Source organism: Lelliottia sp. JS-SCA-14 (genome assembly GCF_035593345.1).
GTDB lineage: Bacteria > Pseudomonadota > Gammaproteobacteria > Enterobacterales > Enterobacteriaceae > Enterobacter > Enterobacter wanjuensis.
This window is the reverse complement of sequence record NZ_CP141606.1, coordinates 2,393,908-2,415,403: the sequence shown is the minus strand read 5'-3', so window position 1 is coordinate 2,415,403 and position 21,496 is coordinate 2,393,908. Positions and strand designations below refer to the sequence as shown.

At 57.1% G+C, this 21,496-nt stretch carries 21 protein-coding genes; 5 read left to right on the top strand and 16 right to left on the bottom strand.

Going from position 1 to position 21,496, the window contains the following annotated elements:
* Positions 1–221: 221 nt before the first annotated feature.
* From zinT to U9O48_RS11265, 8 genes are all read right to left on the bottom strand, one after another.
* Positions 222–863, bottom strand: coding sequence for a metal-binding protein ZinT (gene zinT / locus U9O48_RS11300; RefSeq protein ID WP_282493099.1), 642 nt, complete (start codon positions 861–863; stop codon positions 222–224).
* A gap of 68 nt (positions 864–931) precedes the next feature.
* Positions 932–1,630: an urea ABC transporter ATP-binding subunit UrtE gene (gene urtE, locus U9O48_RS11295; protein WP_285144490.1), complete on the bottom strand. Its 699-nt coding sequence runs from the start codon at positions 1,628–1,630 to the stop codon at positions 932–934.
* Positions 1,631–1,639: 9 nt separating this feature from the next.
* Entirely contained in the window at positions 1,640–2,437 is a 798-nt protein-coding gene (gene urtD / locus U9O48_RS11290; protein ID WP_282493101.1) for an urea ABC transporter ATP-binding protein UrtD, read from the bottom strand.
* Positions 2,437–3,510: an urea ABC transporter permease subunit UrtC gene (gene urtC / locus U9O48_RS11285; RefSeq protein ID WP_285144492.1), complete on the bottom strand. Its 1,074-nt coding sequence runs from the start codon at positions 3,508–3,510 to the stop codon at positions 2,437–2,439. Before urtC ends, urtD begins: the two co-directional genes overlap by 1 nt.
* Positions 3,510–5,084: an urea ABC transporter permease subunit UrtB gene (gene urtB, locus U9O48_RS11280; RefSeq protein WP_324724340.1), complete on the bottom strand. Its 1,575-nt coding sequence runs from the start codon at positions 5,082–5,084 to the stop codon at positions 3,510–3,512. Before urtB ends, urtC begins: the two co-directional genes overlap by 1 nt.
* A 24-nt stretch (positions 5,085–5,108) precedes the next feature.
* Entirely contained in the window at positions 5,109–6,380 is a 1,272-nt protein-coding gene (gene urtA, locus U9O48_RS11275) for an urea ABC transporter substrate-binding protein (protein ID WP_285157263.1), read from the bottom strand.
* Positions 6,381–6,583: 203 nt separating this feature from the next.
* On the bottom strand, positions 6,584–7,687 hold the full coding sequence (locus U9O48_RS11270) for a cobalamin-independent methionine synthase II family protein (RefSeq protein WP_324724339.1): 1,104 nt from the start codon (positions 7,685–7,687) through the stop codon (positions 6,584–6,586).
* A 160-nt stretch (positions 7,688–7,847) separates the two neighbouring features.
* Positions 7,848–8,246 (bottom strand): rhodanese-like domain-containing protein, encoded by a 399-nt coding sequence (locus tag U9O48_RS11265; protein ID WP_282493106.1) that lies wholly within the window; start codon positions 8,244–8,246, stop codon positions 7,848–7,850.
* Between the two features lie 73 nt (positions 8,247–8,319).
* Here U9O48_RS11265 and ftrA point away from each other — a divergent pair, with 73 nt between their 5' ends.
* Positions 8,320–9,336: a transcriptional regulator FtrA gene (gene ftrA / locus U9O48_RS11260; RefSeq protein ID WP_324724338.1), complete on the top strand. Its 1,017-nt coding sequence runs from the start codon at positions 8,320–8,322 to the stop codon at positions 9,334–9,336.
* A gap of 161 nt (positions 9,337–9,497) precedes the next feature.
* On the opposite strand, the gene U9O48_RS11255 is transcribed toward ftrA, so the two are convergent.
* Positions 9,498–9,875, bottom strand: coding sequence for a hypothetical protein (locus U9O48_RS11255; RefSeq protein WP_285144496.1), 378 nt, complete (start codon positions 9,873–9,875; stop codon positions 9,498–9,500).
* A gap of 246 nt (positions 9,876–10,121) precedes the next feature.
* On the opposite strand from U9O48_RS11255, the gene U9O48_RS11250 reads away from it, so the two are divergent.
* On the top strand, positions 10,122–10,352 hold the full coding sequence (locus U9O48_RS11250) for a DUF2554 family protein (protein ID WP_324724337.1): 231 nt from the start codon (positions 10,122–10,124) through the stop codon (positions 10,350–10,352).
* Here the strand turns inward: U9O48_RS11250 and U9O48_RS11245 are convergent, their stop codons facing one another.
* Both U9O48_RS11245 and U9O48_RS11240 read right to left on the bottom strand, forming a co-directional pair.
* On the bottom strand, positions 10,353–12,317 hold the full coding sequence (locus U9O48_RS11245) for a U32 family peptidase (RefSeq protein WP_324724336.1): 1,965 nt from the start codon (positions 12,315–12,317) through the stop codon (positions 10,353–10,355).
* Between the two features lie 80 nt (positions 12,318–12,397).
* Positions 12,398–12,925 (bottom strand): XRE family transcriptional regulator, encoded by a 528-nt coding sequence (locus tag U9O48_RS11240; protein ID WP_324724335.1) that lies wholly within the window; start codon positions 12,923–12,925, stop codon positions 12,398–12,400.
* Positions 12,926–13,017: 92 nt separating this feature from the next.
* Here U9O48_RS11240 and U9O48_RS11235 point away from each other — a divergent pair, with 92 nt between their 5' ends.
* On the top strand, positions 13,018–14,184 hold the full coding sequence (locus tag U9O48_RS11235; protein WP_324724334.1) for a benzoate/H(+) symporter BenE family transporter: 1,167 nt from the start codon (positions 13,018–13,020) through the stop codon (positions 14,182–14,184).
* Here the strand turns inward: U9O48_RS11235 and U9O48_RS11230 are convergent.
* The gene (locus tag U9O48_RS11230) at positions 14,164–15,036 is read right to left on the bottom strand and encodes a helix-turn-helix transcriptional regulator (RefSeq protein ID WP_282493113.1); all 873 of its coding nucleotides are present in this window, start codon (positions 15,034–15,036) and stop codon (positions 14,164–14,166) included. The genes U9O48_RS11235 and U9O48_RS11230 overlap by 21 nt on opposite strands.
* 171 nt (positions 15,037–15,207) lie before the next feature.
* Between U9O48_RS11230 and U9O48_RS11225 the strand changes: the two genes are divergently transcribed.
* A complete protein-coding gene (locus U9O48_RS11225) occupies positions 15,208–16,104 on the top strand; it encodes a DMT family transporter (RefSeq protein WP_282493114.1) in 897 nt (298 codons plus the stop codon).
* A gap of 33 nt (positions 16,105–16,137) precedes the next feature.
* On the opposite strand, the gene U9O48_RS11220 is transcribed toward U9O48_RS11225, so the two are convergent.
* Both U9O48_RS11220 and U9O48_RS11215 read right to left on the bottom strand, forming a co-directional pair.
* Positions 16,138–16,806: a DUF3313 domain-containing protein gene (locus U9O48_RS11220; RefSeq protein WP_285150468.1), complete on the bottom strand. Its 669-nt coding sequence runs from the start codon at positions 16,804–16,806 to the stop codon at positions 16,138–16,140.
* A 140-nt stretch (positions 16,807–16,946) separates the two neighbouring features.
* Entirely contained in the window at positions 16,947–18,539 is a 1,593-nt protein-coding gene (locus U9O48_RS11215; protein WP_285150467.1) for an ABC transporter substrate-binding protein, read from the bottom strand.
* Positions 18,540–18,650: 111 nt separating this feature from the next.
* On the opposite strand from U9O48_RS11215, the gene pepT reads away from it, so the two are divergent.
* Positions 18,651–19,880, top strand: a complete 1,230-nt coding sequence (gene pepT, locus U9O48_RS11210; protein WP_324724333.1) for a peptidase T — start codon at positions 18,651–18,653, stop codon at positions 19,878–19,880.
* On the opposite strand, the gene tehB is transcribed toward pepT, so the two are convergent.
* Both tehB and tehA read right to left on the bottom strand, forming a co-directional pair.
* Positions 19,877–20,473: a tellurite resistance methyltransferase TehB gene (tehB, locus tag U9O48_RS11205; protein WP_324724332.1), complete on the bottom strand. Its 597-nt coding sequence runs from the start codon at positions 20,471–20,473 to the stop codon at positions 19,877–19,879. The genes pepT and tehB overlap by 4 nt on opposite strands.
* The gene (gene tehA / locus U9O48_RS11200; RefSeq protein ID WP_324724331.1) at positions 20,470–21,474 is read right to left on the bottom strand and encodes a dicarboxylate transporter/tellurite-resistance protein TehA; all 1,005 of its coding nucleotides are present in this window, start codon (positions 21,472–21,474) and stop codon (positions 20,470–20,472) included. The genes tehB and tehA overlap by 4 nt, the downstream gene beginning before the upstream one ends.
* Positions 21,475–21,496 lie beyond the last annotated feature (22 nt).

Here is a 21,496-nt window from a genome sequence, read left to right as displayed (position 1 = left end):
CCGGCAACAGGCGGCGGTGCGGCCTAAATGCCCGGTGGCGCTGCGCTTACCGGGCCTACAAAAGACGTCGGAATCGTAGGCCGGGTAAGGCGAAGCCGCCACCCGGCAACAAGCGACGGTGCGGGCTAAATGCCCGGTGGCGCTACGCTTACCGGGCCTACAAAAGATGTCGAAATCGTAGGCCGGGTAAGGCGAAGCCGCCACCCGGCAAAAAACACGGCTTAATGGTGCAACATCTCCTCCACCACCTGCTTCTTAAACATCTCGTTCGGGTAATAGGTCGGCCAGTTGTCCATCTCTTTCAGAAGTGCCTCGTGCGAGGTGTTGCCCATAAAGATATGGAAATGCGCCGAGGCGCGCGGGCCGATGGTGTGGTCGCTGAACTGCACAAATTTCGGCGCTTTCGAGCTGGCGTCTTTACATTCAAACAGGTAACGCACGCCTTTCTTGCCTGATGCGTAGGTCAGGATCTTATAGCCGCTGTAATCGTACTGACAGCTCGCCACCGATTTGCCGGTGTGGAACTCCATCACGTTGTTTTCGATGCCGATGGTTTCCACGTCCGTGGCGTAGCCCTTACGGTAATAAGCTTTCACCTCGTCGAAGGATTTGCTCGGGTCTTTTTCAGCTTTCTTTTTAAAAACCGGATCCAGCGAACCGTCCAGCAGGAAAGGATAAACCGACTGCCAGGTGCCGTCCCAGTCGGAAAGCTTACGGTCCTTAACGTCTTTATCTTCAAATACCCCGTTCGCCGCTTTTTGTTCCGCTTCGGTCATCTGATGGCCGTGCGAGTGGGCAAACAGTTGGCCGCTGACCAGCAGCGCCCCCAGAGTCATTGCAAATTTTCCAATGTGTAAAGCCAAAGTGCGATCCTCACTCCATGTTATGAGGATGCAAATGTTATAGTATAACATTTCAAAACACAATAACCCTAGATCGCCACCAGGCCGCGAACGCCCTCCTGCTCCATGTTCTCCCCGCGACCGCGCTGGATGATGCTCCCGCGCGACATCAGCAGGTAGTTATCCGCCAGCTCCGCCGCGAAATCATAGAACTGCTCCACCAGCAAAATCGCCATATCGCCCCGGCTGGCGAGCTGGCGGATCACGAGGCCAATCTCCTTAATCACCGACGGCTGAATCCCCTCCGTTGGCTCATCAAGGATCAACAGCTGCGGGCGGCTCGCCAGCGCGCGACCAATCGCCAGCTGCTGCTGTTGTCCGCCGGAGAGATCGCCCCCGCGGCGGTGCTTCATCTCTTTCAGCACCGGAAAAAGCTGCCAGATATCCTCCGGAACGCTTTTTGCCTCTCGCGCCGCAAAGCGCGACAGCCCCAGCAGCAGATTTTCTTCTACCGTCAGACGCGGAAAAATCTCGCGCCCCTGCGGAACATAGGCCACGCCGGACTGTACCCGGTGGTGCGGTTTTGCGTGGGTGATGGTTTTGCCCTGCCAGACGATCTCCCCGCTGCGCGCCGGAATCAGCCCCATCAGGCATTTCAGCAGCGTGGTTTTCCCCACGCCGTTACGCCCGAGCAGACAGGTCACTTCTCCGCCCGGCGCATCGAAGCTCACGCCGCGCAAAATGTGGCTGCCGCCGTAATATTGATTCAGTTCGTTCACCTGTAGCATGACGGCTCCTTAGCGTCCCAGATAGACTTCGATCACCTGCTCGTTGGCCTGCACTTCCCTCAGCGAGCCCTCCGCCAGCACCCGGCCCTGATGCAAAACGGTGACGTGATCGGCGATGGTTTCGACAAAGCCCATATCGTGCTCCACCACCATCAGCGAGTGTTTCCCGGCAAGCTGGCGAAACAGTTCCGCCGAATATTCGGTTTCCGCGTCGGTCATCCCGGCGGCGGGCTCATCGAGCAGCAGCAAATGCGGCTCCTGCACCAACAGCATGCCGATTTCCAGAAACTGTTTTTGCCCGTGGGAGAGCATTCCGGCGCAACGGTCGCGCTCGGCGCTCAGGCGCAGGAGGGTTAACATCTCGCTGATACGATCGCTCTGCTCCGAGGTTAATCGCGCGCGCAGACTGGCCCACACGGACTTATCGCCTTTCATCGCCAGCTCGAGGTTTTCCCATACCGTCAGCGCTTCAAACACCGTGGGTTTCTGGAACTTACGCCCGATGCCCTGACGCGCAATTGCCGCGGGATCCAGCTCCATAAGATCGATGGACTGGTCGTAAATCGCCCGCCCGCTCTGGGGGCGCGTTTTGCCGGTGATCACGTCCATCAGCGTGGTTTTTCCGGCCCCATTGGGGCCGATCACGCAGCGTAACTCGCCGACGCCGATGTTCAGCGACAGATCGGTCAGCGCCTGAAAACCGTCGAAATTGACGTTAATCGACTCCAGCTGAAGCACCGGGTCGGTCTGATCGCGATAGCGATCGCCGGGCAACTGGCGGGTAAAAAGTCCTTCGGCTGGCTGCATTATTTCTCTCCCTTACGAAACAGTCCGTAGACGCCGCGCGGTAAAAAGAGCGTGACGGCGATGAAAATCAGCCCGAGAAACAGCTGCCAGTACTCCGGCATCGCCACGGTGAAGTAGCTTTTCGCGCCGTTGACCAGCGCCGCGCCTATCACCGGGCCGACCAGGGTGCCGCGCCCGCCGAGCGCGACCCAGATAGCGGCCTCAATAGAGTTGGTCGGCGACATTTCACCGGGGTTGATTATCCCCACCTGCGGGACGTACAGCGCCCCGGCCAGCCCGCACAGCACAGCGGAAAGCGTCCACACCAGCAGTTTGAAACCACGCGGATCGTAGCCGCAAAACGTCAGCCGGTTTTCCGCATCGCGCACTGCCGTCAGGATGCGGCCAAATTTGCTTTTCGCCAGCGCGAAGCCGATCGCCAGCGTGGCCACCAGCAGCGCGACGGTCGCCAGAAACAGCGCGATACGCGTTGTTGTCGCCGTCACCGAAAAGCCCAGCAGCGTGGTAAAACCGGTAAACCCGTTGTTGCCGCCAAAGCCGGTTTCGTTGCGAAAGAACAGCAGCATTCCTGCGTAGGTCAGCGCCTGGGTCATGATCGAAAAGTAGACCCCTTTGATTTTCGAGCGAAAGGCAAACCAGCCGAACACCAGCGCCAGCAGGCCGGGGATCATCACCACCAGCAGCATCGCCCACGCGAAATGCTGGGTGCCCCACCAGAACCACGGCAGTTCACTCCAGGAGAGAAACGACATAAACGCCGGGAGACTGTCGCCCGACGCCTGACGCATCAGGTACATCCCCATCGCATAGCCGCCAAGGGCGAAGAAAATCCCGTGTCCGAGCGACAGCATCCCGGCGTAGCCCCACACCAGATCGAGGGCCACGGCGACGATGGCATAGCAGAGGATTTTACCGACCAGCGTCAGCATCCAGGTAGAAACCGCCAGCGGGTGGCTGGCCGGAAGCAGCGCCAGAAACGGCAGGACCAGCAGAATGGCAAGGATCAGGCTGCCAAACAGTTGGGTCACGCGCGGCGCTTTACGCGCCAGAGTTAACGTCAGCGGCTGGCTCATCAGTCTGTCACCCTCCCTTTAAGCGCAAAGAGTCCCTGCGGGCGTTTCTGAATGAACAGAATAATCGCCACCAGAATCAAAATTTTGCCGAGCACGGCACCCATCTGCGGTTCGAGAATTTTGTTGAAGATCCCGAGGCCAAACGCTGCCGCCACGCTGCCGGCCAGCTGTCCGACGCCGCCCAGCACCACCACCAGGAACGAATCAATGATGTAGCCCTGACCGAGCTCCGGCCCGACGTTGCCAAGCTGCGACAGCGCCACGCCGCCTAACCCCGCAATTCCCGAGCCCAGACCAAACGCCAGCATATCGACGCGACCGGTCGGCACGCCGCAGCAGGCGGCCATGCTGCGGTTTTGCGTCACCGCCCGCACGTTCAGCCCCAGCCGGGTTTTGTTGAGAATCAGCCAGGTGAAGAACAGCACCAGCAGCACAAACCCCAGCACCACAATGCGGTTCCACGGCAGGATCAGATTGGCAAAGACCTGCACGCCGCCCGAGAGCCACGCCGGGTTAGCCACTTCCAGGTTTTGTGCGCCAAAGGTCATGCGCACGATCTGGATCAGCATCAGGCTGATGCCCCAGGTGGCGAGCAGCGTCTCCAGCGGACGACCGTAGAGATGGCGAATAATGGTGCGCTCCAGCGCCATCCCAATACCGGCGGTCACGATAAACGCCACCGGCAGCGCCACCACCGGATAGAACGCCAGCCACTGAGGCATAAACTGCGCCATCGCCTGCTGGACCATCCAGGTGCTGTACGCCCCGAGCATCAGCATTTCGCCGTGGGCCATATTGATTACCCCGAGCAGACCGTAGGTGATCGCAAGCCCCAGCGCCGCCAGTAGCAGGACAGACCCCAGCGACAGTCCCATAAACGCCTGCCCCAGCAGATCGCTTACCAGCAGTCGATGCTGGATTTTGCTGAGACTGTTTTCCGCCGCCTCGCGCACGCGGGCGTCGGGTTCGGTTTGCGCCTGGGTGAAGGGCAACAGCCGGGTCTGCGTTTCGGGATCGGATGAGTGCGCTAACAGTTCGATGGCCTGCAAACGCACCTCCGCGATGGGGCTGACGAGCTGTAAATTGGCCAGCGCCACTTCCAGCGCCTGACGCACGCCCTCGTCCTTCTCCACCTGCAGACGCTGCTGCAACATATTCAGCATTTCAGGTGTGGCATCGCGCTGTAACTGGAGCGCTGCGCCCTTGCGTTGTGTGACGTTGTCACTTGCAAGCTGATGCGTCGCCAGCGCCGCAGAGGCCAGCACCCGCAGGCGGTTGGTCAGGCGCACCGCTTTCGGGTCGCCCTCCGCCGTCGGCGAATCCCCCAGCGCCACCATTTCCCCCTTCACGCGGGCAAAAGCGTGCTTCTGTCCGTCGGCAAACAGATTCTCTTTTTGCAGCGCCTGCAACAGCGGCAGACGCTTCTCATCCGGGGCGACAGCCCACTTTTCCAGCAGTGCGGTTTGCTGGCTGCGGCTTGCGGCGACAAAGGTGTCCGCATCCGACGCCTGCGCCATCCCTGGCAGCAGACCGGCAAGCCAGACTATTGCGACAAACATTCGCATTACGCTCATGGCTTTTCTCCGTGCGATTAAGGCTTAGTTACTGGCGGTTTTCATCGGCTGGTCAGGTTTTTTGTCGTTACCCTGAATGAACGGGCTCCACGGCTGGGCGCGGACGGTCTCTTCGGTCTGCCAGACGACGTTGAACTGACCGTTACCTTCGATTTCACCAATCATCACCGGCTTATGCAGATGGTGGTTGGTGGCGTCCATGGTCAGCGTGAACCCTGACGGGGCTTTGAAGGATTGACCGGCCATCGCGGCGCGCACTTTGTCCACGTCGGTGGTCCCGGCTTTCTCCACGGCCTGCGCCCACATGTGGATGCCCACGTAGGTCGCTTCCATCGGATCGTTAGTTACGACGGTGTCGGCGTTCGGCAGTTTGTGCGCTTTCGCGTAGGCTTTGTAGGCCGCCACGAAGGTCTGGTTGGTTGGGTTATCGACAGATTCGAAGTAGTTCCAGGCGGCGAGGTTGCCGACCAGCGGTTTGGCGTCGATCCCGCGCAGCTCTTCTTCGCCGACGGAGAAGGCGACGACCGGCACATCCGTGGCTTTTACGCCCTGGTTGGCCAGCTCTTTATAGAAAGGCACGTTGGAGTCGCCGTTGATGGTGGAGACCACCGCCGTTTTGCCGCCCGCGGAGAATTTTTTGATATTGGCGACAATGGTCTGGTAATCGCTGTGACCAAACGGGGTGTAGACCTCTTCGATATCTTTGTCCTGCACACCTTTGGAATGGAGGAACGCACGCAGAATTTTGTTGGTGGTGCGCGGATAAACGTAATCCGTCCCAAGCAGGAAGAAGCGTTTCGCGTTCCCGCCGTCTTCGCCCATCAAATATTCCACCGCCGGGATCGCCTGCTGATTCGGCGCCGCGCCGGTGTAGAACACGTTCGGCGACATCTCTTCGCCCTCATACTGCACCGGGTAGAACAGCAGGCCATTCAGCTCCTCGAAGACCGGCAGGACCGATTTGCGCGAGACGGAAGTCCAGCAGCCAAACACCGCCGCGACCTTATCCTGGCTCAACAGCTGGCGGGCTTTTTCGGCGAACAGCGGCCAGTTCGAGGCGGGGTCGACCACCACCGGTTCGAGCTGTTTACCCAGCACGCCACCTTTGGCGTTGATTTCGTCAATGGTCATCAGCGCCACGTCTTTCAGCGGCGTTTCAGAGATCGCCATCGTCCCGGAGAGCGAGTGCATGATGCCGATTTTGATCGTCTCGGCGGCCTGGACGCCAAAACTCATCCCCATTGCCACAACGGAGGCCGACAGCGCGAAAGCTTTGATTAAGGTACGACGATGCATATTTTCACTCCTGAAAAGAAAGCTGTGCGAAAACGTCCGTAACCATGTGGACGCAGAATCAAACGTGTCAGCTTCAGGAGAGCAAAAAGGATGCCAGAATGGAAAACGGTGCAATATCAGGGGTGTAAATGCGGTTTAGGGCGGGGAACGACTCAACATGGCACAGCGCTGCATTAATAAAGTGCAACGTTGTGCCCGAAAAATTACCAGACTTCGTCAGCGATCTGCGTCACCAGACGGACTTTGTCCCACTGCTGGGTTTCGCTCAGGCTGTTGCCCTCTTCCGTTGAGGCAAAACCGCACTGCGGGCTGAGGCAAATCTGCTCTTTCGCCACGTATTGTGCCGCCTCTTCCAGACGCGCTTTCACCCCTTCCGGGTTCTCCAGCTCGCCGTTTTTGGTGGTGATCAGGCCCAGCACCACCTGCTGTTTGCCCGGACGAACGAAGCGTAGCGGCGCGAAATCCCCGCTGCGGTCGTTGTCGTACTCGAGGAAGAAAGCATCCACGTTCACGGAACCGAAGAGCACTTCGGCCACCGGCTCGTAGCCGCCTTCTGAAATCCAGGTGGATCGGAAGTTGCCGCGACAGACGTGCAGGCCGATGGTCAGATCCTCCGGTTTGCCTTCCAGCGCTTTGTTCAGCACGCGGGCATAGGTGCGCGCCAGCTGGTCCGCGTCGTCACCGCGCTCGGCGATCTGGCGGCGCTGATCGTCGGAGCAGAGATAGGCCCAGACCGTGTCGTCCAGCTGCAGATAGCGGCAGCCTGCTTCATAGAATGCATGGATCGCATCGCGCCAGGTGGTCGCCAGATCGTCGAAATAGGCGTCCAGATCCGGGTAAACCGTCGCGTCGATGTCTTTACGCCCGCCGCGGAAATGCAGCACGCTCGGGCTGGGAATGGTCATTTTCGGCTGGGCGTTGCCGCTAATGCTTTTCAGATAGCGGAAATCTTCCAGCATCGGGTGGTCGCCAAAGCCCAGTTTGCCGGTGACGCGCACGCCGTGGGCTTTGGTCTGTACACCGTTGAACTGGATGCCCTGATTTGAGTCGTAACGCTCCACGCCCTGTAAACCGTCGAAGAAGTCGAAGTGCCACCAGGCGCGGCGGAACTCCCCGTCCGTCACCACGTGCAGGCCGCAGGCGCACTGCTGCTCAACCACCTGGCGGATCGCGTCGTTTTCAACGGCGCGCAGCTGACCGGCGTCAATCTCCCCGCTGGCAAACTGCAGTCGCGCCTGTTTAATCGCATCAGGGCGTAAAAAGCTGCCTACCACATCGGCACGGTACGGGGCGTGTTGTCGCTGCATGATTCTCTCCTTTGCTGCCGGCAATTGATTGCCCACAGTGATAATTCATAAATTGAACATTTAGACTTCTGGATGGCTATATGTCCAAAAAGATGTCATAACCTCTGCGTTGCAGCAAACGAGAAAATTTCATGCATGATGAATTTAATTCATCTTTGACTTAATCCTCACTGGCAAAAGCGAAGTTTTCATCTTCCCAGCCGGTGATGCCGCCGATCATGATTTTGACCGGCAGACCCAGGCGAGAGAGCTTTAGTGCCGCCCGATCCGCGCCGTTGCAGTGTGGCCCGGCACAATAGACCACGAACAGCGTGTCCTGCGGCCATTGCGCCATGGTTTCGGCAGTCATTGCTGACCAGGGTAAATGGACAGCCCCCGGCAGATGACGGCGGGCAAATTGCTCCGGGCGGCCCACCACGTGCAGCAAAACGAAATCCTGCTGATGATTTGCCAGCGCGTGGTGCACGTCGGCACAGTCGGTTTCAACGCTCAGGCGGCGCAGAAAATGGGCAACGGACTCCTGCGGGTCGGCGGCGGGAAATTCAGTGACGTAACTCATGGTGCTTTCTCCAGTTTGGCGTTTGTGTTAACAGTACGTTATCCAAAAATTCAGTCAGTGAATGCCTGCGGTTATGCCAGAAAACAGCAAAATGATGACAAACTTACGACAAACATCGCGCCCGCTGGTGGTGGTCCTGGCATATGACGGCCTGTGCACCTTCGAGTTTGGCGTGGCGGTGGAAGTTTTTGGCCTGCCGCGCCCGGAGATGGGCGATGAGTGGTATCGCTTTGGCATTGCTGCCGTCGATGAGGGTGAACTGCGGGCCACCGGCGGGATTAGGATGGTGGCCGACGGCGATCTGACGCTCCTTGAACAGGCCAGCCTGATTGTGGTTCCCGGCTGGCGCGGCGTGGAAGAAGCGGTTCCGCCTGCATTATGCGAGGCGCTACGCAGCGCTCATCGGCGCGGCTGCCATCTGCTCTCGATCTGCTCCGGCGTGTTCGTCCTCGCTGCCGCAGGGGTGCTCGACGGGCGCAAAGCCACGACGCACTGGCGCTACACGCAGACGCTGAAGACGCGTTTCCCGGCCATTAAGGTGATCGAGGATGTGCTGTACCAGGATGAAGGAACGATTTTGACTTCAGCGGGCAGTGCCGCGGGGATCGACCTCTGTCTGCACGTGGTACGCCGTGACTATGGAACCGAGGCCGCAAACTGTGTTGCGCGTCGTCTGGTCATCCCGCCCCACCGCGATGGGGGGCAAACCCAGAAGATCAGCCGCCCGGTGGCGGTGCTGCGCGAAAGCCAGCGCTTTGGACAGCTGTTTGATTTCCTGCACCAGCAGCTGGCGGTCAATCACACGGTCAGTTCTCTGGCCCGGCGCGTGGGAATGAGTGAGCGCACCTTCCTGCGTCGCTTTGCCAGCGCCACCGGGACCACGCCCGCGCGCTGGTTGCTGACGGAGCGGCTTCTGCGGGCAAAAGAGTATCTGGAAACCAGCCGCTTAAGTATCGACAGCATCGCTGAGCAGACCGGATTGGGTCATTCGGCGACCTTACGCCACCATTTCCGCCAGCAGTACAATATGTCTCCCGCGCAGTACCGAAAACAATTTATATCAGGCCATCGCCTGGCAGAAATACCCTGAATCTAAAGCAAAAAAAACCGCCATAAACTGGCGGTAAATGCTTGCATGGATAGATTTGTATTTTGGTATCTACGTTCCGTCATTCCCTGACGGATGCGGATCGACATTAAACCTAACATTCGTAAGGTAAACGAATATTAAACCAATGGCGCAGTTTTCCGTCAGGACTGAATATTTGTCGTTTCAGTATTAATTTGCAGATACTGCATCAATCCCTGTCTGGCGCTCTGAATGGCGTTATCGTTAACGGCCTCCAGATAGAATGGCCTTGAGACGGCGTAAGGCGCTTGCTCTGCGGGATAGACTGAGTATTCGAAGCTTTTCCCTTTCATTTTGTTGTGGCAATCGAGTCGCCACTGCTGGTCTGTCATTTTGGTGCTGTTGCAGGAGACGTGCCCGTAATCACTGGTCAGATAGGATCCAACGCGGGTCTCTGCCGCCTGCAGATATTCTGGTTTATCGAGGAAGGAAGCGTAACTGATATAAGCTGTCGCAACCGCGGCAATACACAGTGTGGAAAGAGTGATGACTTTATTCATTTACTACTCGACTTAGTCCATAGTCAAAAGAATATTATATCGGATTCATCTTAAATGCCCAGCCGTATTATCCCCTCAAAATGACAACCACCAGAATTTAGAGGCTAAATCAGGGGTCTATATTTGGACTTGACGCCAACACGCCGCAAAAACTGACAATTTATTTGCGATAGTTTTAATTTGCGAATAATAACAAGACGTAACTATTGGCATTATGGCCGCAACTTGTGAACAGGCGGTAACAAAATGGTTAAATCATCTTTAGTATTCATACTGTTAACCTGTGCTTTATTTTCTGGTCAATTAATGGCCGGTCATAAGTGGCATGAATATCTGTGGGTGCAGAACGCCGACCACCAGCTGCGCCATAGCGCGGACAGCGACGAACTGAGAAGTGTTGCGGAGGAGTCAGCGGAGGGTTTGCGCGAGCACCATTCCTGGCAGAAATCGCGCAAACCGGATACCCATTTTCAGTGATTAAGCGCCTTTGCGCTTCGGCAGGGTTTTCATCAGCTCGTCAGGGCTGACAGAGGCCACCACGCTTCCCGGCTGTGGCATCTTGAAGATATGATTTTTCATCTTGCCGATGACATGCATTTCGCACGGACGGCAGTCAAATTTCAGGGTCAGCACTTCGTCGCCATTGACCAGCTGCATCGGGGTCGCTTTCCAGCTTTTGATGCTGCCTTTCGCCTGTTTTGGACAGAGGTTAAAGGCAAAGCGCAGGCAGTGTTTGGTGATCATCACCGGCACATCGCCCTTCTCTTCGTGCGCTTCATACGCGGCATCAATCAGTTGCACGCCGTAACGATGGTAAAACGCCCGCGCTTTGTGGTTATAGACGTTCGCCAGGAACGACAAGTGCGTATCAGGATAGACCGGCGCAGGCACGGAAACCGCTTTGCGGCTGCCGCGAGGATAGTTTGCCAGGCGCGCTTCATCGAGCATCTCTGCCGTTTCGCGGCGGAACTGGTTCAGCAGGCTGTTCGGCACAAACAGCGCCGCAGGTAAATTCACCTGAATATCGCGCGCGTAATAAATGGTCTGCCCGAGCTTCGCCACACCGTCTTTCAGGCTGTTCAGCGCTTTCTCGGCGTTGTTGGCCTCTTCAAACTGTCCGTCCAGGGTATGAGTCACGCTCACGCCATCTTCGCTGGTCATGGTCAGGATCAGCTGCTCTTCCCACCCGCCCAGTTCAATATCCACGGCGATGCGACGTTCGCTGGAGGTTTTCAGCAGCGCCTGCTGCCAGTTGTGGTCCAGGTTACGATTGAGCGCCGCGTTCGGACGCGCCTTATACAGATCGGCAGGCATTTCGTTCGGCCAGACGCGATACTGGTCTTCGCCGGTTTTCTCCACCGTATTGGCGCGGAAGCCAACAATTTCACGCTTGATCATCACATTCAGACCGTCGCCGTTCGCCAGCGGCTCCGTCACTTTCACATCAAGGTGCTCTCTGGAGACTTTCAGCACTTCACCTACCGGCAGACCGATAAACTTCGGCGAGTCGAACGCGCCAATATCGCCTTTGCGCGCATTGACGAAGTAATCCGTGCTGCCGCGGTGGAAGGTTTTATCGGTAGACGGAATGAAGAAGTGCTCGGTGCGCCCGGCAGAGGCGCGTGCCAGATCGCCGCGATCTTCAATGATCGCATCCAGCATCTGACGATAGTGCGCCGTGATGTTCTTCACGTAGCTCATATCTTTGTAGCGTCCTTCAATTTTGAAGGAGCGCACGCCCGCGTCGATCAGCTGAGCCAGGTTGGCGGTCTGGTCGTTGTCTTTCATCGACAGGAGGTGTTTTTCGAACGCCACGACGCGGCCCTGATCGTCTTTCAGGGTGTACGGCAGACGGCACGCCTGAGAGCAGTCGCCACGGTTGGCGCTGCGCCCGGTCTGGGCGTGGGAAATGTTGCACTGCCCGGAGTACGCCACGCAAAGCGCGCCGTGGATGAAGAATTCGATGGTGGCGTCGGTCGCCTGGTGAATATCGCGGATCTGGTTCAGATTCAGCTCACGCGCCAGCACAATCTGGGTAAAGCCAACGTCTGAGAGGAATTTCGCTTTTTCGACGGTACGGATATCGCACTGGGTGCTGGCGTGCAGTTCAATCGGCGGAATATCCAGCTCCAGCACGCCCATGTCCTGAACGATCAGGGCATCAACGCCGGTCTGGTAGAGGTCGGTGATCAGACGCTGGGCAGGCTCAAGTTCATCATCATGAAGAATGGTGTTCAGGGTCACGAACACCTTTGCACCATAGCGGTGGGCAAATGGCACCAGCCCGGCGATATCGCTCAGGCTGTTGCTGGCGTTATGGCGAGCGCCAAAGCCAGGACCGCCGATATAGACCGCGTCCGCACCGTGCAGAATTGCCTCGCGGGCAATAGAGGCGTCACGGGCTGGGCTTAAGAGTTCAAGATGATGGGATTGCAGGCGCATACTTCGTCGTTATCCGTTATGGTCAAAATGGCGGCTATTGTAGTCAGAAGTCTACGACAGCGAAACCGTTTTGCGTACCTTTAACGGGGATAATGGATCAGCGAATGAAAGTGCACCGTCTGGCCGCTGCTGTTGCGATAGGCGTGGGGTTTGTCGCCCGCGAAACGCACGCCGGAATCCGCCGAGAGGGTGTGCCAGACGCCGTCGAGACACATCTCCAGCTCACCGCTTATCACCACCACGTGTTCAATGACTCCCGCTTCGTGCGGCGACGATTCGCTGAGCGCGCCGGGCGCGAGAGTAATGGAAAAGTGATCAAACTTAAGCTGCTCATCCCACGGGAAAAGTGGCTTGACTACCATCGCCTGCTGCTGGGGGTCAAATACTGGCTGAGGATCGGCTTGCGGCGTGATGAATGCGGAAAAAGGGACGTTCAGACCGGTGGCGATTTTCCACAGGGTCGAGACCGTCGGGCTGGACTCGTTGCGCTCGATCTGCCCGAGCATTGCTTTCGACACGCCCGTCTCGTCGGCGAGCTTCGATAAGCTCCAGCCGCGCGCCTGACGCTCGTTTTTCAGCGTTGAAGCAAGATGTTGAGTGATATTCATAGATCCTCCCGTTGCGGCGAAGTGTACCACTTGTACGCTATAGCGCACAGTGCTACATTCCTCCGGACGCTATAACGCACAACGGAGTTTTCATGCGCCCTTCCTCCTCACTCTTCCCGGCGGTGCTGGCCGGTTTCGTCGCCGTGCTGGTGGGCTACGCCAGCTCTGCCGCCATTATCTGGCAGGCCGCTGCCGCCGCAGGGGCCACGCCCCATCAGATAGCCGGCTGGATGACCGCGCTCGGGCTGGGCATGGGGGTGAGCACGCTCGCCCTTTCCCTGTGGTACAAATCCCCGGTGCTCACCGCCTGGTCTACGCCCGGCGCAGCGCTGCTTGCCACCAGTTTGCAGGGGGTGACGCTCGCCGAAACCATCGGCATTTTTATCTTCGCCAATGCGCTAATTTTGCTTTGTGGCGTGACGGGACTCTTTGCCCGGCTGATGAAAATCATCCCCCACACCCTGGCGGCGGCGATGCTCGCGGGTGTGCTGCTGCGCTTTGGCCTGCAGGCATTCATTAATCTTGAGGAGCATTTCCTGCTGTGCGGCAGCATGCTGCTGGCGTGGCTGATTGCAAAAGCCTTTGCGCCGCGCTATGCGATTGTCGCCACACTGCTGGTCGGGAGCGTCACGGCCTGGGCGGGAGGTGACGTTGTCACGGACAATCTGGCATTTAATCTGGTGATGCCTGAATTTATCGCGCCAAAATTTACCTTTACCACGCTCGTCAGTATTGGTCTGCCCTTCTTCCTGGTGACGATGGCCTCCCAAAACGCCCCCGGCTTCGCCACCATGAAAGCCTCCGGTTATCCGGTGGCCGTTTCACCGCTGATCATCTTTACCGGCGCGCTGGCCCTGCTGTTCTCGCCGTTTGGCGTCTACTCCATCTGCATCGCCGCCATTACCGCCGCGATCTGCCAAAGCCCTGACGCCCATCCGGACGCCGATAAACGCTGGATGGCGGCGGCCGCGGCGGGCGTGTTTTATCTGCTGGCGGGGATTTTTGGCGGTTCGTTTACTGCCCTGATGGCGGCGCTGCCGCTCAGCTGGATCCAGACGCTGGCCGGGCTGGCGCTGCTTGGGACCATTAGCGGCAGTCTGTTTCAGGCGCTGCAGCATGAGACGGAGCGCGACGCGGCGATCGTCACCTTTCTGGTGACCGCCAGCGGCGTAACGTTGCTGGGGATTGGGTCGGCGTTCTGGGGGCTTATCGCGGGCGGAATCTGCTTCGCCGTGTTGTCACGCTTTCGCCGCGCGTAGCTGCGAAGGCGTTAATCCGATAGTGGCTTTAAAGCGATTACTGAAATGGCTGGCCGAGCTAAACCCGCAGGCCAGCGCGATGTCCGTCAACGGCTGCTGAGTGAACTGCACCAGCTGTTTTGCCTTGTCCATGCGCTGCTGCATCACATACTGATGCGGCGCCATGTTCATCGACTGGCGGAACATCCGCGCGAAATGGTATTCGCTCAGTGCTGCCACTGCCGCCAGTTCCGCGAGAGTTAAGGGCTCTGAGAGATGGTTGTCGACGTACTCCAGCACATTGCGCAGCACAAACGGCGAGAGACCGCCCGTCACCACCGGCAGCTTCCACTGCACGCTGGAGTAGTTCTGGATCAGATGGGTCAGCAACAGGGTGCTGGCGGTGCTGAGGGTCAGCTGATTGGCCTGCTGCTGCCAGTCGCAGCCGAGCAAAAACTGGCGATAGAGCATGGCAATTTTGGGATCGCTGGCGAAGGTTTTTTCGTCCAGTGAAATCCCGGCCGGGCTTTTGTCCCAGATTTTCTCACCCAGTTCACGCAGATGCTCGTCGGTGCAATACAGATGCACAAAGGACAAATCGTCGCGGATATCCCAGCTCGACTCGCTCTCTTTTGGCATCAGGCAGAAACGATCCGGGCCACCGCCGTTTTTCCAGCCGCTGGCGGTTTTGTGGTAGCTCTCATAGCCGTCCGCCACGTACAGGCTCAGGGTGTGATGATTGCTTTTGACCGTCACCGTATCGTGCTTGTTGTACCACGCCGCCAGCTGGATGCCCGAATTGAGGGCGACCGTCTCCCGCAGCACGGCATTCTGTTGGCGAAGAGTTTCAAAGGTGTCGTAAGCGCGAGACATAACCGGTAGCTGGCAAGTAAACAGAGAGACAGTCTAAGAAGTGTTGCCGCCTGATACCAGAGATGAGGCAAGAAAAAAGCGCAAGAATTTGCAAGTCTGCCGCAAGGTGCTGAAAGCAGGCGCGCGTAAGCCAGGTCACACTGCTCTTTTGCGCTTAGATAAGAGAGAAAAATGAACGCATTTTTGTATGGGCTGGTGGTGGTGATCTGGGGAACCACCTGGATTGCGATTTTCCTGCAACAAGGACCGGTCGCCGCGCCGGTGTCCATCTTCTGGCGCTTTGCCGTGGCGAGCGCCACCATGATGCTGGTTCTGCTGGCGCTGAGACGCCTGCGTAAAATGGTCCTGCGCGATCATCTGTTCTGCATGATTCAGGGCTGCTGCGTGTTCTGCTTTAACTTCTGGTGTTTTTACACGGCAGCGAAGTTTATCAATACCGGTCTTGAGTCGGTCATTTTCTCAATGGCGGTGCTGTATAACGCCATTAACAGCTTTATCTTCTTTGGTCAGCGTCCACCGGCGCGTTTCTGGACCGCAGCGGCGCTGGGCCTGCTGGGGATCATCACCCTCTTCTGGGACGATCTGCTGGCGAGCGGCTGGAGCCATGAACTGCTCCTCGGCATCGGCCTGTCGGCGCTCGGGACCTACGGTTTCTCGCTGGGAAATATGATCAGCCTGCGACATCAGCGTAACGGCCTGGAAACCATGACCACCAACGCCTGGGCGATGATGTACGGCACGCTGGTGATGGGCGCGATTGCGCTGATTCGCGGCGACAACTTTATGCCGCAGTGGACGGTGAGCTACATCGGTGCCCTGCTGTACCTGGCGATCTTCGGCTCGGTCATTGCCTTTGGCGTGTACTTTACGCTGGTCGGGCGCATCGGGGCTGGCAAAGCGGCTTATAGCACGCTGCTGTTTCCGCTGGTCGCGCTGTCGATTTCAACGGTGTACGAAGGCTACGTCTGGCACATGAATGCCGTGGCAGGATTGCTGCTGATTCTGACGGGAAATATGGTGATGTTCACGAAACCAGAAACCTGGTTTAAGCGACTGCGGACGGCGTAAAAAAACCGGCGGTGGATACCGCCGGTACGGGCATTATTTTTTCTTCACGTCAAACATGGTGGCATCTGTCGCCATGTCATCGATAACGTGTGTCAGGTTCGACATCGCCATCGGCGTGCTTTCGTTATTGAGCTCTTTCCCTTCGCCTTTACGAACGACTTTAACAACAGGTTTGCCCGTTGCCGCATCAATCAACTCACCTTCAAAGAAGAGATGAGTATCCATGGTGCGATGTCCGGTCGCCATTTGCGTACCGGCAACGACTAAGGCAACAGGGACCACTTCATAGAACTGCAACCCTTCTTCTTTCGAACTCACACCGGTAATCGCGCCGCGGAAAATCAGGCTACGTGGCCCTGGCGTCGCCACCAGCGGTTTACGGGAACCGATGGCAGGTTTCATTTTATTGTTAGCATAAGTCAGCAGCCCATCGAGGGTTTTTTGCCCTATCTGGGTGGAAGGTTTAGGCGTTGGATAATAGGTAATTGGATTCCAGACAATACTGTCGTAATTAGACGGGTTGTAGGATGGATCGACCCAGCGCAGCGTCGGTTTGCCGGTCGCTGACGTTGTTTGCTGCAAGCCTGAATAATCTTTCAAAAAGCCCGAGAACTGATCGGGTTGCGCCACTTTGGACGCACAGCCGGCTAATGCCAGCAGGCCGGTAAGCGCTGCAACTTTAAAAAAAGTCTGAGTACGCATGGTTGTGGATCCCTGTTATGTGCAGATATGCATATGAAGTTATAGCAAAAGTATCAGGGGTCTGTTGTGACAAAAAAGGTGCTCGACGCACAATTCAGAAAACAGACTGCCCGTAATAGTTACGGGCAGTGATTTTATGGTTATTTAATATCCACCTGCCAGAACAGATGTTTGCCGAACGGATCGATTTCGTAGCCCGTCACCTCTTTTCTCACCGGCTCAAAAATGGTGGAGTGGGCAATCATCACCGCGGGCATTTGATCGTGCATCATCTGCTGCGCCTCTTTGTACAGCGCCACGCGTTTATCGTGATCGGTTATCGATTTTGCTTCGTTGATGATTTTATCAAACGGCTGATAACACCATTTCGCCGAGTTCGAGCCGCCGTTGGCTGAGGTACAGGTAAACAGCGGGCCGAAGAAGTTATCCGGATCGCCCGTCGCTGTGGTCCAGCCCATCAGCGCCGCCTGGTGTTCACCGCCCTTCACGCGCTTGAGGTATTCGCCCCACTCATAGGTGACGATTTTTGCCTGCACGCCGATTTTCGCCCAGTCGGCCTGAATCATTTCGGCCATCCGTTTGGCGTTCGGGTTATAAGGGCGCTGCACCGGCATCGCCCACAGCTCGATGCTCACGCCGTCGGCGAACCCGGCTTCCTTAAGCAGTGCTTTGGCTTTTTCCGGATCGTAGTCGTAATCCTTCAGCTCACTATCCGCGCTCCAGACGCCCGGCGGCAGCAGATTTTTCGCCGCGGTGCCGGTGCCGTGGAATACGGCATCGATGATCGCCGGTTTGTTGATCGCCATCGCCAGGGCCTGACGCACTTTCACATTATCCAGCGGCGGTTTCTGGGTGTTAAACGCCAGGAAACCGGTGTTCAGCCCCGCTTTGCTCATCAGGTTGATATCTTTGTTGGCCTTCATGCGCGGCAGATCCGCCGGATTCGGGAACGGCATCACCTGACACTCGTTTTTCTCGATTTTGGCAAAGCGCACGCTGGCGTCCGGGGTGATGCTGAACACCAGCCGGTCGAGCTTCGACTTGCCCTGCCAGTATTCCGGGAACGCGGTGAAGAGGATGCGTGAATCTTTCTGGTACTGCGTCAGCTTAAACGGCCCGGTGCCGATCGGGTCCATATCCACCTTTTCCGGCGTGCCCGCTTTAAGCATCGCGTCGGCGTATTCTGCTGAGAGGATCGAGGCAAAATACCAGGCCAAATCCGCCACAAACGGCGCTTCCGGGTGCGCGAGCGTAAAGCGCACGGTGTGGTCGTCCACCTTGTCGATGGCGGTGATCAGGCTGCCAAATTCAAGGCTTTCAAAGTTGGAATAGCTGCCGTTCGAGACGTTGTGGTACGGGTGATTGACGTCTTTCTGCCGCATGAAGGAGAAGATCACGTCATCGGCGTTGAAGTCGCGCGTCGGCTTGTAGAATTTGTTGCTCTGGAATTTCACGCCTTTGCGCAGATGGAAGGTGTAAACCTTGCCGTCTTCACTCACGTCCCAGCTTTCGGCCAAGCTTGGCACCAGCTCCGTGGTGCCAGGTTTAAAATCCACCAGTCGGTTATAGACCGGGACCGCGCTGGCATCCACGCTGGTGCCAGAGGTGTAAAGCTGAGGGTTAAAATTTTCCGGCGATCCTTCCGAGCAATACACCAGTGTTTTTGCCGCCACGGTGGAACTTACCGTTAATGCGGCAATGGCCAGGGTTAATTTTGTCAGTTTGCTGTTCATCGCATTTTCCTGTCTTTTTATTCGACGGCTAATTAATTCTTTTGCCGATACACAAATACCATTAAAGTGATTATGCAAACACCTGATAATACAAATAAAGAAGGAATCACTATGGCGAACTCACTCTCCAGTCAATTAACCCAACGCTTTTATCGCTATCTGGCCATCACCAGTCAGAGCGATCCGAAAAGCAAAACGCTCCCTTCCACGCCGGGCCAGCACGAGATGGCGCGCGAACTGGCTAAGGAGCTGGAATCACTGGGGTTGAGCGACATCGTGATCGACGAATTCGCCACCGTTACCGCCGTCAAAAAAGGCACGGTCAGCGGCGCGCCGCGCATCGGATTTATTACCCATATCGATACGGTAGACGTCGGATTATCACCGGATATTCATCCACAAATATTAAGATTTGCAGGAGAAGACCTCTGTCTGAATAAAGAGAAACAGATCTGGTTACGCGTAAAAGAGCATCCGGAAATACTGGCTTACCCTGACGAAGAGATTATTTTCAGCGACGGGACCAGCGTATTAGGCGCAGATAATAAAGCCGCCGTGACGGTGGTGATGACGGTGCTGGAAAACCTGACGGCGGAGCATCAGCACGGGGATATCGTGGTCGCCTTTGTGCCGGATGAAGAGATTGGTCTGTGCGGCGCGAAAGCGCTGGATCTGAAACGCTTCGACGTCGATTTCGCCTGGACCATCGACTGCTGCGAAATTGGCGAGATCGTGTACGAGAACTTTAACGCCGCCGCGGCAGAAATCCGCTTCACCGGCGTGACCGCCCACCCGATGTCGGCGAAAGGCGTGCTGGTCAATCCGCTGCTGATGGCGATGGATTTCATCAGCCATTTCGACCGTCAGGAGACCCCGGAATGCACCGAGGGGCGCGAGGGGTATATCTGGTTCAACGGTATTCAGGCCGGACAAAACGAAGCGGTGCTCAAAGCCAATATCCGTGATTTCGACACCGCCAGTTTCGCCGCGCGCAAACAGCAGATCGCCGACGTCGCGCGCAAAATTGCCGGGCAGCACCCCACCGCCCGCGTCGAGCATCACATCGAAGACACCTACAGCAATATCAGCAATGCGATTGGCGAAGATCGCCGCGCCATCGACCTGATGTTTGAGGCGATGGAATCCCTCGGCATCACGCCAAAACCGACGCCAATGCGCGGTGGTACCGACGGTGCAGCTCTGTCGGCAAAAGGCCTGCTGACCCCGAACTTCTTCACCGGCGCGCATAACTTCCACTCAAAATTTGAGTTCCTGCCACTGTCGTCGTTCGAGGCGTCCTACAAAACGGCCCTGCAACTCTGCCTGCTGGCCGCCCGTTAGGCCGGTTTGCGCGCCAGCATAGTGGCGAAACGCAATTTGATGCGGTTTCCGTTGGCGTCGGTGCGGTGTAACTCCCCGACGTCTTCGTTATATTTCAGCAGCTCCCAGCCTTCGTAATAGCGGCTCAGTTCGCCGCTTTTGAACGCGAACGGGAACCCGACGGTGCACGGGTAATCTTCCGTATCCATCGCCGCCACAATCAGGTTGTAACCGCCAGGCACGGTGCAGCGCTGCATGTTGGCAATCAGTCCCGGAATGGTTTTGGCTTCCAGGAACATCATCACCACGGTCGAGAGAATAAAATCGTACTCACCGTCGAAGCTCAGGCTGTTCAGATCCTGAACCGACGCCTGCAAATTGTGAATCCCTTCTTCCGCCTTGATGCGCTCGATGTTATCGATGCCCATCGGGTTTTTATCCCAGGCGGTGACGTCGTAGCCATTCGCCGCCAGATACAGGCTGTTGCGGCCATTGCCGCAGCCCAGATCCAGGGTTTTGCCCGGTTTGACAATCCCGGCGCTGTAGAGCACCTCCGAGTGGGTGCGGGTCAGGCCATATTTTTCGGTAAAGTAGTTTTCATCAAAGTGAGTCATTTCTTTTCCTCAGCGTGCATAAGTGTGGCTTTATCTGAACGAACTAAAAGCTTTCCCTGCACCAGTAAAATGAAGGTGCGCACCAGCAGGAGCGCAATGATGGCGTTGGTAAAAATAAACAGCGGAACCGCGATGGCGTGAAAAAAGCCCGACGGACTGCTCTGCCCAAGATGCAGCCCGGTGGTCGCGAGCGCGGAGACGCCGAACGAGAAGCTCCAGAAAGAGGCGTTAAACGGCTGGGAGAGATACCAGGGCATCAGGCGCAGCATAAACAGCAGCTGCAAAAGGCCGTAGCCAAACAGCATTTTGGCGAAGGTATCCGCCTCGCCGCCGTTGACGCTAAACCAGGCGCTGCAGGCCACCAGTGCGGGCGCCAGCTGAATGCCGAGCGACGTTCTGAGTGCCGTCGGCAGTTCACCGGCGCTGCGCAAGCGCTGCAAAATCACCGGTTCGAGGCTCAGCCACGAGAAAACCCCAGCGCCTAAAAACACCAGCCCCGCATCGTGGAACCCGAGCGCACCGCAGGCCATCGCGCTGATAAAGTTATTGGCGACGGTCGGGAGATACAGACCCGGCGTGGTGGCCTCTTCAGGGTGTTTTCCCCGCCACAATCCGGCGCTTTGCCAGGCGGCATAATTCAGCTGCACCACTACGCCAATGCCAAACAGCACCAGCGAAACGGGACGACACCAGGGGACAAAACCAATCGCCACCAGCATCGTGGTGGCCGGAAACAGGCTGACAAAACTGCTCATCACCGGGTGGCGCATCTCCACCAGCACGCTCTGCGGGAAACGCACGGCGCGGGTGATGAAAGCCAGGGTCAGCAAAAACCAGATCAGAGTGGCAAGCGACACCAGAATCTCACCCGGCCAGCGGGAAACCGGCCAGAGGGTGCTGGCGTAACGCCAGGCGAAACCCATGCCAATAGTCCCTAATACCATGCCGAAGTAGCCGAAGGGTAAGTTAAGAACTTGTTTGGATTTGTGACTTTTATGCATTAATTTTAAAGTATAAATTATA

Excerpts from the sequence above, each read along its gene's own strand:
- U9O48_RS11220 (WP_285150468.1), bottom strand. The coding sequence starts at position 16,806 with ATGCGTACTCAGACTTTTTTTAAAGTTGCAGCGCTTACCGGCCTGCTG.
- tehB (WP_324724332.1), bottom strand. The coding sequence starts at position 20,473 with ATGACTCACTTTGATGAAAACTACTTTACCGAAAAATATGGCCTGACC.
- U9O48_RS11250 (WP_324724337.1), top strand. The coding sequence starts at position 10,122 with ATGGTTAAATCATCTTTAGTATTCATACTGTTAACCTGTGCTTTATTT.
- urtA (WP_285157263.1), bottom strand. The coding sequence starts at position 6,380 with ATGCATCGTCGTACCTTAATCAAAGCTTTCGCGCTGTCGGCCTCCGTT.
- urtE (WP_285144490.1), bottom strand. The coding sequence starts at position 1,630 with ATGCTACAGGTGAACGAACTGAATCAATATTACGGCGGCAGCCACATT.
- ftrA (WP_324724338.1), top strand. The coding sequence starts at position 8,320 with ATGCCAGAAAACAGCAAAATGATGACAAACTTACGACAAACATCGCGC.
- pepT (WP_324724333.1), top strand. The coding sequence starts at position 18,651 with ATGGCGAACTCACTCTCCAGTCAATTAACCCAACGCTTTTATCGCTAT.
- U9O48_RS11245 (WP_324724336.1), bottom strand. The coding sequence starts at position 12,317 with ATGCGCCTGCAATCCCATCATCTTGAACTCTTAAGCCCAGCCCGTGAC.
- U9O48_RS11255 (WP_285144496.1), bottom strand. The coding sequence starts at position 9,875 with ATGAATAAAGTCATCACTCTTTCCACACTGTGTATTGCCGCGGTTGCG.
- U9O48_RS11235 (WP_324724334.1), top strand. The coding sequence starts at position 13,018 with ATGCGCCCTTCCTCCTCACTCTTCCCGGCGGTGCTGGCCGGTTTCGTC.
- U9O48_RS11230 (WP_282493113.1), bottom strand. The coding sequence starts at position 15,036 with ATGTCTCGCGCTTACGACACCTTTGAAACTCTTCGCCAACAGAATGCC.
- U9O48_RS11225 (WP_282493114.1), top strand. The coding sequence starts at position 15,208 with ATGAACGCATTTTTGTATGGGCTGGTGGTGGTGATCTGGGGAACCACC.
- urtD (WP_282493101.1), bottom strand. The coding sequence starts at position 2,437 with ATGCAGCCAGCCGAAGGACTTTTTACCCGCCAGTTGCCCGGCGATCGC.
- U9O48_RS11215 (WP_285150467.1), bottom strand. The coding sequence starts at position 18,539 with ATGAACAGCAAACTGACAAAATTAACCCTGGCCATTGCCGCATTAACG.
- tehA (WP_324724331.1), bottom strand. The coding sequence starts at position 21,474 with ATGCATAAAAGTCACAAATCCAAACAAGTTCTTAACTTACCCTTCGGC.
- U9O48_RS11265 (WP_282493106.1), bottom strand. The coding sequence starts at position 8,246 with ATGAGTTACGTCACTGAATTTCCCGCCGCCGACCCGCAGGAGTCCGTT.
- urtC (WP_285144492.1), bottom strand. The coding sequence starts at position 3,510 with ATGAGCCAGCCGCTGACGTTAACTCTGGCGCGTAAAGCGCCGCGCGTG.
- U9O48_RS11240 (WP_324724335.1), bottom strand. The coding sequence starts at position 12,925 with ATGAATATCACTCAACATCTTGCTTCAACGCTGAAAAACGAGCGTCAG.
- urtB (WP_324724340.1), bottom strand. The coding sequence starts at position 5,084 with ATGAGCGTAATGCGAATGTTTGTCGCAATAGTCTGGCTTGCCGGTCTG.
- U9O48_RS11270 (WP_324724339.1), bottom strand. The coding sequence starts at position 7,687 with ATGCAGCGACAACACGCCCCGTACCGTGCCGATGTGGTAGGCAGCTTT.